The organism is Mycolicibacter longobardus (assembly GCF_002102265.1).
In the GTDB taxonomy this organism is placed as follows: domain Bacteria; phylum Actinomycetota; class Actinomycetes; order Mycobacteriales; family Mycobacteriaceae; genus Mycobacterium; species Mycobacterium longobardum.
Genome location: NZ_LQPG01000031.1, coordinates 1 through 17130, shown reverse-complemented (window position 1 = coordinate 17130; position 17130 = coordinate 1). Strand labels below are relative to the sequence as shown.

Here is a 17130-nt window from a genome sequence, read left to right as displayed (position 1 = left end):
CACCGGAGACGACACCAACGGCACCACCCCCAACCCCAAAAACGCCGCCACAGAACCCACACCCAACACCCGACGACGCCGGCCGGTTCCCGCCTGCCCTGCGCTCTGACGCTTTCCATTCATGTTTTGCCCCAAGTCTTTACAGCGGCCCATCACAGTGAGCCAACGGAAATTTCTGATCTGTTCTCAACGAGCGTTCGGCGAACGTCGTCCGGGCCTACGGGCCGGTAATGCCGCCACCCCCGTCGCCACCGTGGCCGCCGTCGCCACCGTTGCCCATGTTGCCGCCGTCGCCGCCGACACCGCCCTGACCGCCGTTTCCGCTACCGGGCGGGCTGTAGCCGTCGCCACCGTTTCCGCCGTTGCCGGACGGGCCGGTAGCCGGGGCGCCTCCGGCACCTGGGTTCCCAGCCGTGCCGCCGCCACCGATCGTGGTGCCGGCCGCACCGCCCTGGCCACCGGTACCGGCCACATTGCCGGCGTCGCCGCCTCTGCCTCCGTCGCCGCCGTCGGGGGTGGTGACATCGCCGTCGGCGCCCCTGCCGCCGTCGCCCCCTTGGCCCGCGCTGCCGGCGTTGCCGCCGGCACCGCCATCGCCGTTGATGCCGACCACGCCGCCGTTCTGCGCGGTGCCCGCGTTGCCGCCGGCACCACCGGTGCCACCGGAGCCGGCCTCACCGCCGTTGCCGCCGTTGCCGCCGTTCGCGCCGGCCACGGTCGAGCTGTACCCGGTGCCGCCGGTGCCGCCGGCCCCGCCGTCACCGCCCGTACCACCGTTGCCGCCGTTGCCCGCGGTGTTCGCGCCCAGCAGACCGCCGTTGCCGCCGTTGCCGCCCCTGCCGCCGTCACCACCGGCGTCGCCCTGGAGTCCGTTGCCGCCATGGGGGTTGAGGGCATCTCCGGCTGTACCGGCCGCACCGCTGCCACCGACACCGGTGGCTGCGCTGCCACCGGCCCCGCCGTGGCCACCGTTACCAGCCAAGCCGCCATTGCCGCCGGCACCGCCGTGGCCGCCGTTGGTGCCGGCAGTGGCGCCTGGGTCAGACGCCGCGTCGTAGCCGTTGCCACCGTTGCCGCCGTTACCGGAGGCGGTTGTCACCGGCGTGCCGCCGGCACCGTTCGCTCCGTCGACGCCACCGGTTCCGCCGGTGCCGTGCGCACCGCCTTGACCGCCGGTGCCCGCGACGTTGCCGGGGTCGCCGCCGCTACCGCCGTTCCCGCCGTTCGGGGTGGTCGCGTCACCGTCAGCACCGTTGCCGCCGTGGCCGCCCTGTCCCGCGACCCCGGCGTTGCCGCCATTGCCGCCGTTGCCGTTGGCGCCCGCACCGGCAGCACCGTTGACCGCACCGGCGTTGCCACCGGCACCGCCGGCACCACCGGAACCGGCCTCACCGCCGTTGCCACCGTTGCCGCCGTTGGTGCCGGCCGCCGCGTTGGGGTCTGAGGCGGCGTCATACCCGGCACCCCCGGTGCCGCCCGCGCCACCGTCACCACCGACGCCGCCCACACCGCCGTTGCCGGCATGGTTGGTCGCCAAGGTGCCACTGGCACCACCGTTGCCGCCCTTGCCGCCGTTGCCACCGGACAGGCCGGAACTACCCGCGCCGCCCTCGGGGTTGGCTGCCGTGCCCGCAGTGCCAACTGCACCGGTACCGCCGACGCCGGTGGCTCCCGCGCCACCCTTGCCACCGTCGCCGCCGTTACCGTGCGAGCCGCCGGCACCACCGTCACCGCCGGCGCCGCCGTTGCCACCGTTGTCGGCCGCGCTGGTGGGGCTGAAGCCGTTACCGCCCTGTCCACCGTTTCCGGCCGGGCCGGTGATCGTGCCGCCGTTGGCGCCGGTGCTGCCACCGGTGCCACCGCTGCCACCCGAGCCACCGTTGCCTGCCGCGCCGACCTCGCCGCCCGTGCCGCCCTTGCCGCCGTCGGGGTAGGTGACGTCGCCGTCGGCTCCTCTGCCGCCGTTGCCCGCGGTGCCGGCGTCGCCACCGTGGCCGCCGTTACCGCCATTGCCGTTCGCGCCCGCGACGCCCGTGGTGGCGGCACCGCCGCTGCCGCCCTGGCCGCCGGCGCCACCCTGACCTCCGGTGCCACCGCTGCCACCGTTACCACCGTCCGCACCGGCGGACGTGGCGTTGGCGCCATCGATGCCGTTGCCGCCGTTGCCGCCGACGCCGCCGACGCCGGCATCTCCGCCTGCGCCGCCGTTGGCACCGGTACCACCGGCGCCACCGTTACCACCGGCACCGCCGTTGCTGCCGGATTCGCCGTTGTCTCCGGCATTGACACCGCTCAGACCGGTGTAGCCGTTGCCGCCCTTACCGCCGGCACCACCGGTGCCGCCGTTGCCTGAGGCCGCGTGCTGGGTGGTGCTGCCGGCCAGCAGACCGCCCTGGCCGCCGTTGCCGCCCTGGCCACCATGGCCGCCGGCGGTGCCGTCCACACCCGCAGTCGTGCTGTCGACACCGTCGAAGCCCTTACCGCCGACGCCACCGCTGCCACCGACACCCGCGGCGCCGTTGGAGCCACTGGCGGCCGGACCATTGGCGCCCTGACCACCGGCACCACCAGTTCCCGCGTTACCGCCGTTGCCGCCATTGCCGCCGGCCGTGCCGTTGAGGTTCACCAAGGTGCCGTCGGTGCCCGCGGAACCAGCCGCACCATCGCCACCGCTGCCACCATTGCCACCGACGCCACCGACGCCGTGCTGGCCCGCGGTCGAACCCGAACCGCCGACGCCGCCGTGACCACCCTGGCCGCCATTGGTGCCGGATTCGCCGTTGTCTCCGGCATTGGCACCGCTCAGACCGGTGTAGCCGTGACCACCCCGACCGCCGGCGCCACCGTCACCACCGGCACCCGAGGCCGCGTGCTGAGTGGTGCTGCCGGCCAGCAGACCGCCCTGGCCGCCGTTGCCGCCCTGGCCACCATGGCCGCCGGCGGTGCCGTCCACACCGGCAGTCGTGCTGTCGACACCGTCGAAGCCCTTACCGCCGACGCCGCCGCTGCCACCGACACCCGCGGTGCCGTTGGAGCCACCGGCCGCCAGACCGTTGGCGCCCTGACCACCGGCACCACCGGTTCCCGCGTTACCGCCCTTGCCGCCGTCGCCGCCAGCCGTGCCGTTGAGGTTCGCCAGCGTGCCATCCGTACCCGCAGCACCAGCCGCACCATTGCCGCCGCTGCCACCATTGCCACCGCCACCTCCGGCACCGTGCTGGCCGACCGTCGAACCCGAACCACCGGCACCACCGTTGCCGCCGGCACCACCATTGGTGCCGCTCACACCATCAGCGCCCGGCGCAGCACCGTCGCCACCGGTGAAACCGTGACCGCCCCGGCCGCCGTTACCGCCATCGCCACCAACACCCGACGACGCACGCTGAGTGGTGCTGCCCGCGACCAGGCCGCCCTGGCCGCCGTTGCCTCCCGCGCCACCATGGCCACCGGCCGTGCCATCCACACCGGCAGTCGTGCTGTCGGTCCCGGCCAAGCCGTCGCCGCCCTGGCCACCGTTGCCGCCGACACCCGCGGTGCCGTCACTGCCGCTGGCCGCGGGGCCATTAGCCCCCTGGCCGCCGGCACCACCGACACCGGCGTTCCCACCGTCGCCGCCGTCCTGGCCCGCCGTGCCGTCGTGGTTGGCCAACGTGCCATCAGCGCCATTGCCACCAGCTGCGCCGTCACCGCCGCTACCGCCGTTACCCCCGACGCCACCGGCGCCCTGCTGGCCCGCGGTCGAACCCGCGCCACCTGCGCCGCCGTTTCCGCCGGCACCACCGTTGGTGCCGCTCACACCATCGGCACCCGGCGTAGCGCCGTCGCCACCGGTGAAACCGTGACCGCCTTGACCGCCGGAACCGCCATCACCACCGATTCCGGTGGTGGCACGCGTGGCCCCGTCGGCGTTCAGGCCGCCGAGCCCACCGTTGCCGCCGGCGCCACCATGGCCACCGGCGGTGCCATCCACACCCGCGGTCGTGCTGTCGGTCCCGGCCAGGCCATCGCCACCGGAGCCTCCGTTGCCACCGACACCCGCAGTGCCGTCACTACCGCTGGCCGCGGGGCCATTGGCACCCTGGCCGCCGGCACCACCGGAGCCGGCGTTGCCACCATCGCCGCCGTCCTGGCCCGCCGTGCCGTCGACACTGCCCACGATCCCGTCCGAGCCGTCGCCACCCGCGGCGCCATCGCCACCGCTGCCACCGTTACCGCCGGCGCCGCCAGCGCCCTGCTGGCCCGCGGTCGAGCCGGTGCCGCCGACACCGCCGTTGCCGCCGGCACCACCATTGGTGCCGGACTCGCCGTCGTCACCGGCATTGACACCACTCAGACCGGTGTGGCCGTGACCGCCCTGACCGCCGGCACCACCATCACCACCGATTCCGGTGGTGGCACGCGAGATCCCATCGGCGTTCAGGCCGCCGAGGCCGCCGTTGCCGCCCGCGCCACCGTTGCCGCCGTCCGTGCCGTCGACGCCGGCGGTGGTGCTGCTGGTGCCCGCCAGCCCGGCAGCGCCACTACCGCCGTTACCGCCGACACCGCCGACACCGTGGGCGCCGGCGTTGCCACCCGCACCACCGTTGCCACCGGCAGCTCCTGGCACCGCGTTCGGGTCCGCGGCCGCGTCGTAGCCATCGCCGCCCCTGCCGCCGTTGCTGGCACCCGTCGCCGCTGCACCGGCCGCACCTTGCTCACCGTCGACACCGCCGGCGCCACCGGCCTGGCCGCCGGCGCCACCGGCACCCGCGGTGCCCGAGTCACCGCCATGGCCGCCATCGCCACCATTGTGATGAGCGGCGGTCCCGGCCGCGCCCGCACCACCATTGCCACCGATCCCCGCCGCGCCACCGACACCGCCATTGCCGCCGTTGCCGACCTGACCGCCCGTGCCCGAGTTTCCGTCGTGGCCGAACCAGGAACTGGTCGCCCCACCGGCGCCGGCCGTGCCGGCCGTGCCGCCGTTACCGCCCGCGCCACCATTGCCGCCGTTGGAGCCGGCGGTACCGTTCGCGCCCGCACCGGATCCACCCTCGGCGAACGAACCGTCCACACCGTCGGCACCGGCGGTGCCTGCCAGGCCCTCGCCACCGACACCACCGTTGCCGCCCGAGCCGGCGGCACCGCCTTGGCCGCCGGCACCGAAGAACAGGGCCTTCGACGCCCCACCGGCGCCACCATTGCCACCAGCGCCACCGTTGCCGCCCGCGCCACCATTGCCGGCGTCCACACCTGCGACACCGATCGCGCCGGCGACCCCGCCGAGCCCGTCACCGCCGGCACCACCGGCACCACCGAGCCCGAAGATCCAGCCCCGTCCGGCGCCGCCATCGCCGCCATCGGCGCCCGCACCGCCCGCGCCGCCGGCGCCGCCGATCCCACTCCAGCTACCCCCGGCACCACCGTTGCCGCCGTCGAAGCCGGAACCACCGGCGCCGCCGGCACCACCGTTGCCGAACATTCCGGCCGCGCCGCCATCACCGCCGGCAACCCCGGACAGGGCACCGTCATAGCCGGCGCCGCCGTCACCGAACAACCATCCGGCAGCACCGCCGTCGGGATTCAGTTCGGTACCCGCCGCGCCATTGCCGATGATGATCGAGCCGAACCCGAACCAGGTGTTGATGAAGTCATTCACCGGCTGACCGATGAGCGGGTCGTTGATCCAGGCCACCATCAAGGCGTGCGTCGGCTCATACAGCCACTGGTCGACCAGGCCCGTGATCCCGAACGGGTCACCGAATGTCGCCGCCGCCGAACCCGGGTAGGGGTAGACCGCACTCAGCGCGTTGCCCAGCTCATCGCCGCCGAACTGCTGATCCCAGTTGAGGTCCGAATCCCATGTGCCGGAGTCGGACAACGGCCCCCAGGCGTTCGGGTCGAACAGGTCCTCAAACCCGAAGTCAGCGTGCGCCTGCGGCGCCATCCCCAATGCCAGGAAGGCACTCACCGCACCGGCGGCACCGACCGCCCGACGCCCTGCGCTGCCGCGGGTTCCGTGCTGTACTGCGCTGGGACGCTTACGAGCCATGGGAATGTACCTCTATCTGGGAATGATTGGAGTTAGTTGGGGAAGCGGGTGGCGACGACATATCGCGTCTCCGCAAGGGATCTATCCGTGAGCGCCGTCGGTGCCTCTGGTGCCCGCATCACCGGCGCTGCCGGCCTGCCCCGGGGCGCCCGGGTCCGCACTGACGGCACCACCCGCGGTGGCCGGTCCGGCCGCCCCACGCGCACCACCAGCGCCGCCATCGCCGGCCGCGCCACCGGTGCCCCCGGCGCCACCGACACCGTTGGTCCCCGCACTACCGGCGCCTTGCGCGGCACCGGCGGTGCCGCCGACACCGCCATTGCCGCCCCCGCCGCCGTTTCCGCCCGTGCCGCCGTCGCCGCCGTCGCCGCCGTCGCCACCCTTCGCGTAACCGGTGCCCTGGTAGTTCTCGGCCGCGCCGCCACCGCCCCCGACTCCACCGTCGCCGCCTTGCTCGCCGGCACCGCCGTTGCCGCCGAGGCCACCGACACCGCCGTCGCCGCCGTCGCCGGCGATCAAGCCGCCCTTGCCCCCGGCTCCACCGGCGCCACCGGCGGCTCCGGCCGTGCCGTCTGCGCCGTTGCCGCCATCGCCGCCATCACCACCGTCACCGCCGTAGGCGTAGCCGCGGGTGCCGCCGGTCGCGGCCTTCGCGCCACCGCCGGTGCCACCGGCGCCGCCGTCGGCGCCCGCCCCGCCGTTGCCGCCGTTGCCGCCGTTGCCAGCATCGATGTCATTGCAGCCCCAGAAGTTCGCGCATTCCGCATACGAGCCCTGACCACCGTTGCCACCGACCTGGCCGGCCTGGGTGGCGTTCGCGCCGTTGCCACCGGTTCCGCCGCCAGCTGCCTGGCCGTTGGGGGGCGTGTAGCCGGCGGTTCCGTCCGCACCGTTGCCGCCGGCACCGCCGGTACCGCCGTTGCCGTAGGTGCCGGCATCGCCGCCCCGGCCACCGATACCGCCGATCTGCGCGACGCCGTTGACCGTGCCCTGGCCGTTGCCGCCGGCACCGCCGGTGCCGCCGTTTCCGCCGCTGGCGCCGATCGCGCCCGCTGCGCCATTCAGGGCATGTTGGCCGTTGCCGCTGTCGCCGCCTGAGCCGCCGGCCCCGCCGGTGCCGCGGTTTCCGCCGTTGCCGCCCACCCCGCCGGATCCGGCGACCCCGTTGTTGCCGCCGCCGGCGCCACTGCCACCGGTGCCGCCGTCGCCGGCGTTACCGCCCTGGCCGCCGGCACCGCCTTGACCGCCGGCCCCGTGGCTGCCGGTGCTGCCGTCGGCGGCGGTGCCCCCGGCCCCGCCATTGCCGCCCGCACCGCCGATACCGCCGCTGGCCCCGTTGCCGCCGTTTCCGCCCTTGCCCCCGGTGATTCCGGTGCCTTCGGTGGCGTTGACGCCGTTCCCGCCGGTCTGGCCATTGCCGCCCGCGCCGCCCTGGCCGCCCTGGCCGCCGGCGCCGCCGTTGCCGGCCGCGCCGGACACCGCACCGCCGTTGCCGCCCGCGCCGCCGTTGCCGCCGGCTCCGCCGGTAAGTCCGGCGGTACCGGATGCTCCCGCGGCGGTGGCGTTGGCGCCGGCCTGCCCAGCCGCACCGTTGCCACCGGCACCACCCTGGCCGCCGATGCCGATCGAGCCGGCGTTGCCGCCCTTACCGCCGTCGCCGCCTCGAGTGCCGGCCGCGGCGTTCGCGTCGGCGGCCGCGTTGTAGCCGTTGCCTCCGGCGCCCCCGTTGCCGGACGGGCCGACCGCGGATGTGCCGTTGGCACCGGTCGTTCCGTTGACGCCGCCGGTGCCCCCGGTTCCGCGTGCACCACCGGCACCGCCGGTACCGGCGACATTGCCCGCATCACCGCCACGGCCGCCGCTACCACCGTTGGGGGTGGTGGCATCTCCGGCGGCGCCGTCACCGCCGTTACCGCCCTGTCCGGCCGTCCCGGCGCTGCCTCCGTTACCGCCGTTGCCGTTGGCACCCGCCGAAGCAGCGCCGTTGACCGCGCCCGCATCACCACCGGCACCACCGGTGCCACCCGAACCGGCCTGACCGCCGTTGCCGCCGTTGCCGCCATTGCCGCCGGCCGTCGTCGGGCTGAACCCGGCACCACCGGTACCACCCGCGCCACCGTCACCGCCGACACCACCGGCACCACCGTTGCCGGCCTGGTTGATCACCAGCACGCCGCTGGCGCCGCCGTTACCGCCCTTGCCGCCATTACCACCGGACGTACCCGAACCGCCGTTGCCGCCATTGGGATTGGCGGCCGTGCCCGCGGTTCCGACCGCGCCGTTGCCGCCGACACCGGTCGCGCCGGCACCACCGGCCCCACCGTTGCCGCCGTTGCCGGCCGAACCGCCGGCACCACCGTTGCCTCCGGCGCCACCGTTGCCGCCGTTCTCGGCCGCACTGGCCGGGCTGAACCCGGCCCCGCCGTTACCGCCATTACCGGAGGCCACACTGACCGCGGTGCCGTTGGCGCCGGTCGTTCCATTCACGCCCCCAGTGCCCCCGCTGCCGCGCGCACCACCGGCACCGCCGGTACCGGCGACATTGCCCGCGTCACCGCCACGGCCGCCGCTACCACCATTGGGGGTGGTGGCATCTCCGGCCGCACCATCACCACCGTTGCCGCCTGCACCGGCCACCCCGGCGTTACCGCCGTTACCGCCGTTGCCGTTGGCACCCGCCGAAGCAGCGCCGTTGACCGCACCCGCATCACCGCCGACACCACCGGTGCCACCCGAACCGGCCTGACCACCCTTGCCGCCGTCACCGCCGTTGCCGCCAGGTGTGGTCGCGTTGAACCCGGCACCACCGGTACCACCCGCGCCACCGTCACCGCCGACACCACCGGCACCACCGTTGCCGGCCTGGTTGATCACCAGCACGCCGCTGGCGCCGCCGTTACCGCCCTTGCCGCCATTACCACCGGACGTACCCGAACCGCCGTTGCCGCCATTGGGATTGGCGGCCGTGCCCGCGGTTCCGACCGCGCCGGTCCCACCGACGGCGGTCGCGCCGGCACCACCGGCCCCACCGTTGCCGCCGTTGCCGGCCGAACCGCCGGCACCACCGTTGCCTCCGACACCACCGTTGCCGCCGTTCTCGGCCGCACTGGCCGGGCTGAACCCGGCCCCGCCGTTACCGCCATTACCGGAGGCCACACTGACCGCGGTGCCGTTGGCGCCGGCCGTTCCGTTCACGCCGCCGGTGCCCCCGCTGCCGTGCGCACCACCGGCACCCCCGGTGCCGGCGACATTGCCCGCATCACCGCCACGGCCGCCGCTACCGCCGTTGGGGTTGGCCACATTTCCGGCCGCACCATCACCACCGTTGCCGCCCGCACCGGCCACCCCGGCGTTACCGCCGTTACCACCGGTGCCGTTGGCACCCGCCGAAGCAGCGCCGTTGACCGCACCCGCATCACCACCGGCACCACCGATGCCACCCGAACCGGCCTCACCGCCGTTACCGCCGTCACCGCCGCTACCGCCGGGTGTGGTCGCGTTGAACCCGGCACCACCGGTGCCACCGGCACCACCGTCACCGCCGACACCACCGGCACCACCGTTGCCGGCCTGGTTGATCACCAGCACGCCGCTGGCGCCGCCGTTGCCGCCCTTGCCGCCGTCACCACCGGACGTACCCGAACCGCCGTTGCCGCCATTGGGATTGGCGGCCGTGCCCGCGGTTCCGACCGCGCCGTTGCCGCCGACACCGGTCGCGCCCGCACCGCCGGCACCACCGTTGCCGCCGTTGCCGGCCGAACCACCGGCGCCACCGTTGCCACCGTCTCCACCGTGACCGCCGTTGACCGCCGTACTGGTCGGGCTGAAGCCTGCACCGCCGTTGCCACCGTTGCCCGACACCGTGTTGGCGGCGATGCCGTCGGCGCCTTGGCCGCCGTGGATGCCGCCGCCACCGGCGGTGGAGCCGGCCGCGCCGCCGGCGCCACCGGTTCCGGCCACGTTGCCCGGGTCACCACCGTCACCACCGTTGCCGCCGTTGGGGTTCGCCGCGTTTCCGGCAGCGCCGTCGCCGCCGTTGCCGCCCGTCCCGGCGTCGCCGGCGTTACCTCCGGCCCCGCCGTTGCCGTTGAGGCCGACCGTCCCGTTGGCCGCCGTGCCCGCGTTGCCGCCGGCACCACCGCTGCCGCCGGATCCGGCCTCGCCGCCGTCACCGCCGTCGCCGCCGTCGGCCCCGGCCGCGGTCGCGGTGAAGCCCTTCCCACCGGCTCCGCCGTTGCCACCGGCGCCACCCGCGCCGCCGATACCGCCGTCACCGGCGGTGTTGATGCTCAGCGAGCCACCGGCTCCGCCGTCACCGCCCCTGCCGCCGTTGCCACCGGCGCCACCCTGGCCGCCGTTGGTGCCGTCGACGCCGGCCTGCGTACCGTCGTCGCCGGCCGGGCCGCTGGTTCCGGCCGCGCCTGCCGCGCCGGCGCCACCGTTGCCGCCGTTGCCGTGGGCGCCGCCGTCACCACCGGCTCCACCGTCGCCACCGGATTGTCCTGCGGCAGTGGGGCTGAAGCCCGCGCCGCCGTTGCCACCGTTGCCCGAGGCCCCGGTGATCTCGGCTCCGTGTGCACCAGTGGCCCCCGCGCCGGCCCCGGCGCCGCCGGCGGCTCCACCGGTGCCGCCGGCTGCCGCGGTACCGACGTCGCCACCGTCACCGCCCCTACCGCCGTTGACGTGAGAAGCGTCCCCGTGGCCACCGGCCCCGCCGTTGCCGGCCGCCCCGGCGTCACCGCCGCGGCCGCCGGCGCCACCAGCGGCATCCGCCCCGGCCACACCATTCCCACCGATTCCGACGGCACCGCCCGCGCCGCCGGCGCCACCGTTTCCGCCCACCGCACCATCGCCGCCGTCGCCGCCGTTCGCGCCGGTTCCGCCGGCTGTGCTGGCGTTGGCCCCGGTCACCCCGTTGCCACCGTTACCGCCCGTACCACCGGCACCGCCCACACCTCCGGCGCCACCGTTACCGGCCTCTGATCCGCCCTTGCCGCCTACGCCGCCGGCGCCGCCGTTGCCGCCGACGGTGCCGTTGCCGCCATCGGGGCTCACCGCGCTGCCAGCGGCCCCGTTCGTTCCGGCCGCCCCCGCTCCACCGGCTCCGCCGTTGCCGCCGTTGCCGCGGGCGCCGCCGTCACCACCGGCTCCACCGTTGCCTCCGGACTCGCCTGGAGCGGTGGCATTGAAGCCGTCACCACCCGCGCCGCCGTTACCGCCTACGCCGGTCGCCTCGGCGCCGTCGACGCCCTGCTGACCGGCCGTGCCTCCAGCGCCGCCGGCCTGTCCGCCGGCACCGCCGGCGCCCGCCGTGCCGGTGTCACCGCCATCGCCGCCCGCGCCGCCGTTGACGTTCTCCGCCGTACCGGCCGCGCCCGCACCGCCATTGCCGCCGAGTCCGGCGACGCCACCGGCACCACCGTTGCCGCCGTCGCCGGCCTGGCCGACGGCCCCCGACGTGCCGTTGACCCCGAACCAGGAATTGGTCGTCCCGCCGGCCCCGGCCGTACCGGCTGTCCCGCCGTTGCCACCGGTCCCGCCGTTTCCGCCGTCCGTGCCGTCGGTGCCGTTTCCGCCGTCGCCGGTACCACCGTCGGCGAACGTGCCGGCCTCGCCGTCGACGCCGTTGGTGCCGGCCAGGCCCGCGCCGCCCACGCCACCGGTGCCACCGTCGCCGGCAGCGCCGCCCTTGCCTCCCGCACCGAAGATGATTGCCTTGGATGCTCCGCCGGCGCCACCGTTTCCACCGACGCCACCATTGCCGCCGACACCACCGTTGCCGCTGTCGATGCCGGCGACACCGACCGCACCCGCGGTGCCGATCAGTCCGTCTCCGCCCGCACCACCGGCACCGCCGATGGCGAACAACCAGCCGACCCCGGCACCGCCGTCACCACCATCGCCGCCGGCGCCACCGGCACCGCCGGCGCCGCCGATACCGCTCCAGGTGCCGCCCGCGCCACCGTTTCCGCCGTCGAAGCCCTCGCCACCGGCCCCGCCCGCGCCACCATTGCCGAACATCCCGGCCGCGCCGCCGTCACCGCCGGCCACTCCGGTCAGCGAGCCGTCGTAGCCGGCTCCACCGTCACCGAACAACCAACCGCCGGCGCCACCATCGGGATTCAGTTCGGTGCCCGCCGCACCATTTCCGATGATGATGCTTCCGAAGCCGAACGTGCTGTTGATGAAGTCGTTGACCTGGGTGCCGAACGGGCTGTTGATCCAGTCGACCATGTTGGTGTGCATCGGGGTGTAGATGTATTGGTCGACGAACGCGGTCAGGTCGAAGGGATCGCCGGCGGCCGACCCGGCGTCGGCGTCCAGCCACGACTCCACGCCCCAGATGTCGGCGCCGGCGTCCACGCCGGGCCAGGCTGTGGGGTCGAGCAGGTCGATCAGCCAGTCAAATTCACCGTCGGCGTGGGCATCCGGCGCCGGCGTCAGCGGGGTCGCCCCGAAGGCGAGGAAAGCGCTCAGTGCCCCGGCGGCGCCGACGACGCGACGACGGTTGCTGTGGTGCTTACGAGGCATTGGGACGACCCCCATCTGGGTGAGTGGACTGGACCGGAGAGCAGTGACAGGTACGCGTACGCGGGCACGCGGGCCGCATAGCGGTGAGGCGGACGACGATCGAGCTCATAGAAGTGCCGCTGGTTCGGGCCTGGCGATGACGCCGTGGCCGCTCGCCAAGAGCGCGGTCGGGCCCCCGGGGCAAATCCCGGGGGGCCAGTGGCGCCATTGGTGCCCGAGGCGAGCGTGCGTGACTAGCCATGGGGACCGTTGTTGCCCGTGCTGCCGCCCGGCCCGGTGCCACCCGACTCACCCGGTTCGCCGGTCGGGGTGCCGCTGCCACCGGCGCCGACAGCGCCCGCCGCGCCACCCGAGCCGGCCGTGCCGCCCGTACCGCCCGGTTGGCTGTTGTAGCTGCCACCGCCGCCACCGCCGTTGCCACCGTTGCCGCCCTGGCCGCCCTGGCCACTGTCGCCGCCGTCGCCGCCGGGCCCGTTGGCGCTGGCTCCGCCGGCACCGCCCTGGCCGCTGGCACCACCCGCACCGCCGGTTCCACCGTCACCGCCGCGGGACGCCCCGTACAGGCCCCAACCGTTGCCGCCGCGACCGCCGTTGGCACCGTTGTTACCGGTTCCGCCGCCGCCACCGTCACCACCGTTGCCGCCGCTGCCGTTCGTGGCGGTTCCACCGGCACCGCCCTGACCGCCCGCGCCGCCGCCGCCGCCATCTCCGCCGCGCTGGCCGCCGGTGGTGCTGGTGACATTCCAGGCAGCGTCCCGGCCGTTCGAGCCATTGCTGCCACCGCCACCGTTGCCACCGAGGCCACCCACGCCACCATCACCGCCGTCACCGGAGATCGAGCCGCCCTTGCCGCCATTACCACCGACGCCACCGACGCCACCGCTGGCTCCGCTCAAGCCGCTACCGCCATTGGCAGTGGTGCCGGCCCCACCGACACCGCCGTTACCACCGGTGCCGCCGTTACCGACGGTCCCGCCGTCGCCGCCGGCACCACCGTTGCCGCCGGCCGCGCCGCCCTGATTGGTCCAGCCGGGCGTGCCGCCGTTACCGCCATTCCCGCCGACGCCACCGGTGCTGCCGGTGCTGCCGGCGCCGGTGGCCGTACCGCCGACGCCACCGTTACCACCGGCCCCGGCGGTCGCGCCGGGTCCACCGCCGTTGACCGAGGCGAGCGGGTTGGCGTTACCGCCGTTACCGCCGTCACCGCCGGCACCACCGATATGGCCGGTGCCACCGTTTCCGCCGAGGCCGCCCTTGCCGCCCGACCCCGCGGTGTTCGGGATGGTGTGCGGGTTACCACCGCCGTCCGCCGACACGCCACCGGTGCCGCCGTTGCCGCCGGCGCCGCCATTGCCGTCGACACCGGTTGCACTCGGCCCGGCGCCGGCCGCCCCGCCGTTGCCGCCGTTGCCGCCAGTACCGCCGGTACCGCCGGTACCCAATGTCCAGTCACCCGAGCTGGTGCGGCCGGCTACTCCACCGGCACCGGCATTACCGCCCGCGCCACCCTGGCCGCCGTTACCGTTGTCGCCGTCAGCGCCGTGCACGGCACCGTTCTGGGCGGTGCCGCCGGCGCCGCCATTGCCCCCGACACCGCCCGCGCCGCCGGCACCGCCGTCGCCGCCGCGGCCGCCGTCCTTCTGAGTCGCGTTGCTGGTGCCGGTAGCGCCGTTACCACCTTTACCGCCGGCACCACCTTCGCCGCCGTCACCGCCCTTGCCTGCGGTGTTGGCCGCCAGGAGGCCGCCATTGCCGCCCTGGCCGCCGTTGCCGCCCTTGCTTCCGGCCGTGCCGGCGCCACCGGTGGCTCCCAAGGTGGTCGCCGCCGCGCCGGCGCCACCGGCCACACCGTCACCGCCGGCACCACCGTTGCCGCCGTTGCCCGCACTGCCACCGTTACCGCCGGCACCGCCATGGCCGCCCGTAGCACCCGCGGCGGTCGGGGTGTAGCCGTCACCACCGTCGCCGCCATTGCCGGAGGGACCCTGCACGGGAGTACCGCTGGCACCGTCAGCGCCGTCAGTGCCACCGCCGCCCACCGTGGCGCCGGCTACGCCCCCGGCTCCGCCGGTGCCCGCGACGCTGCCCGGGTCGCCACCGTCACCACCGCGGCCACCGTTGGGGGTGGCGGCGTTGCCGTCGCCGCCACGGCCGCCATTGCCGCCCTGGCCGGCGCTGCCGGCGCTGCCGCCCTGGCCACCATCGCCGTTGGCGCCGACCACGGCACCGGACTGCGCGGTCCCGGCGTCACCACCGGCACCACCGTTACCGCCGGAGCCCGCCTGGCCGCCGTTGCCTCCGTTGCCGCCGTTTGCTCCGGCAGCCGTCGCGGTGAATCCCTCGCCACCGGTGCCGCCATTGCCGCCCGCGCCGGCGTCGCCACCGGCGCCGCCATTGCCTGCGGTGTTGATCGCCAGTGCGCCGCCGTTACCGCCCGCGCCACCGTTGCCGCCGTTGCCGCCGTCGGTGCCCGCGCCACCGTTGCCGCCATTGGGATTGGCGGACGTGCCCGCCGTCCCGGCAGCGCCGTTGCCACCAACGCCGGTCTTGCCGTCCCCGCCGGCACCACCATGGCCGCCGTTGCCGGCATTTCCGCCGTTGCCACCCGCGCCGCCGTTGCCGCCACTGGTGCCGCCCGCGGCGCCGGTATCACTGGCCGCGTCGTAGCCCGCGCCGCCGTTACCGCCGTTACCGGCCGGACCGGTGATCGCCGCGCCGGCGTCGCCGTCCGCACCGGCGGTGCCGCCGGTTCCGCCGGTTCCGGCCGCACCGCCCGTACCGCCCGTGCCCGCGGTCCCGACGTCGCCGCCGTCACCGCCCTTGCCGCCGTTGACGTTCGTGGCGTTGCCGGCGGCGCCGTCCGAGCCGTCACCGGCCGTACCGGCGTTACCGCCGGAGCCACCGGCCCCACCGGTGCCGTTGGTGCCCGCGTTGCCTGAGCCGCCGGCGGTCCCACCGGCATTGCCGCCGGCGCCGCCGGCGCCGGCGTTGCCGCCGTTGCCGCCGGAACCGCCGTCGTTGCCGTTCGCCCCGGCCGTGCTCGCCTGGGCGCCGGAGAGGCCGGCACCGCCGCTGCCGCCGGAACCGCCGGCGCCACCCTGGCCGCCGTCGCCGCCGTCGCCCGCGATGGAGCCGCCGAGACCACCCGCGCCGCCCGCGCCGCCGTCGGTGCCGTTGCCGCCGCTGCTGCCCGAGCCGCCCGCGGTGATGGCACTGACGCCGTCCGCGCCGGTGAAGCCGTTGCCACCGTTACCGCCGTTGCCGCCGTTGCCGTGGTCGCCGCCGTTGCCACCGGCGCCGCCGGCACCGCCGTTGACGCCCGCTGTGGTGGAGCTGAAACCGTCGCCGCCGTCGCCGCCGTTCCCGCCGCCGGTGGGAGCGGTGCCCTCGGCGCCCTGGGCGCCGGCATTGCCCCCGGTGCCGCCGGTACCTTGCGCGCCGCCGTTCCCGCCGGCTCCCGCGGTGCCGGCGTCGCCGCCGTTACCGCCGTTGCCGCCGTTGAGGTTTGCGGCGTCGCCGTCGGCACCGCGGCCACCGTCTCCACCGGCACCGGCGTCACCGCCCTTGCCGCCGGCACCACCGTCGCCGTTGACCCCCAGGTTGCCGGTGCCGGTCGCGATGCCGGCATTACCGCCGTCGCCACCTTGGCCGCCGCTACCACCGGCACCACCGTTGGTGCCGTCGCCGCCGGTGCCGTCGCCGGTGTCATAGCTGCCGGCCAAACCGGCGCGCCCGGCACCGCCGGCGCCGCCGACGCCACCCTTGCCGCCGGTGCCGCCACTGCCGGCATTGCTGTTCAGACCGGTGCCGTTACCACCGTTTCCGCCAGCCCCGCCGGTGCCACCGTCACCACCCCGGCCGCCGTGACCGCCCAACTCGCCGCCCGCGCCGCCGATGCCCCCATTGCCGCCGTCACCGCCGGCACCGCCATTGCCGCCGCCATAGCCACCGTTGCCGCCGGGGCCACCGGAACCACCGTTACCGCCGGCACCACCCTCACCACCGTTGCCGAACAACCCGGCGGCGCCACCGTTGCCGCCCATCCCGGCACGCTCATAGGCAAACCGCGCGGTGTAACCAACGCCGCCGTTGCCGCCGTTGCCGCCGTTGGTGGCTGCCTGACCATCCGCGCCGCTTTCAGCACGCTCGGTGCTCGACCCACCATGCAGACCACCCAGACCACCCTGGCCGGCCGCACCCGGATCCCCACCATCGCCACCATGACCACCATCAGGATGCTCACCGGTGGCATCCAACCCCGCACCACCATCACCAGCGACCCCGGCATCACCACCGACACCACCCCGGCCACCTAAACCATCAACACCCGCCGAACCAAAGCCGGCACCGGCACCCGCGAGACCACCATTGCCGCCCACGCCACCCTGAGCACCGTTACCACCACCAGCACCCTGGCCACCATTGCCGCCACTAGCAACCTCATCCCACTCACCATCGGCACCGTCACCACCACGGCCACCGTTACCGCCAGCACCACCAGCACCACCGGCACCACCATTGCCACCGTTGCCGAAGAATCCGGAGGCCTTACCCCCGGCACCACCCTG

The 17130-nt window shown here is 75.4% G+C and carries 3 protein-coding genes; all 3 read right to left on the bottom strand.

What is annotated here, in order from left to right; translation table 11 throughout:
* Positions 1 to 217: 217 nt before the first annotated feature.
* On the bottom strand, positions 218 to 6031 hold the full coding sequence (locus AWC16_RS25620) for a PGRS repeat-containing protein (protein ID WP_165759250.1): 5814 nt from the start codon (positions 6029 to 6031) through the stop codon (positions 218 to 220).
* Positions 6032 to 6112: 81 nt separating this feature from the next.
* Entirely contained in the window at positions 6113 to 12577 is a 6465-nt protein-coding gene (locus AWC16_RS25615) for a PGRS repeat-containing protein (RefSeq protein WP_207572347.1), read from the bottom strand.
* A 218-nt stretch (positions 12578 to 12795) separates the two neighbouring features.
* Positions 12796 to 17130 (bottom strand): PE family protein (locus tag AWC16_RS25215; RefSeq protein ID WP_272937817.1); only part of this gene is annotated, 4335 nt, incomplete at its 5' end.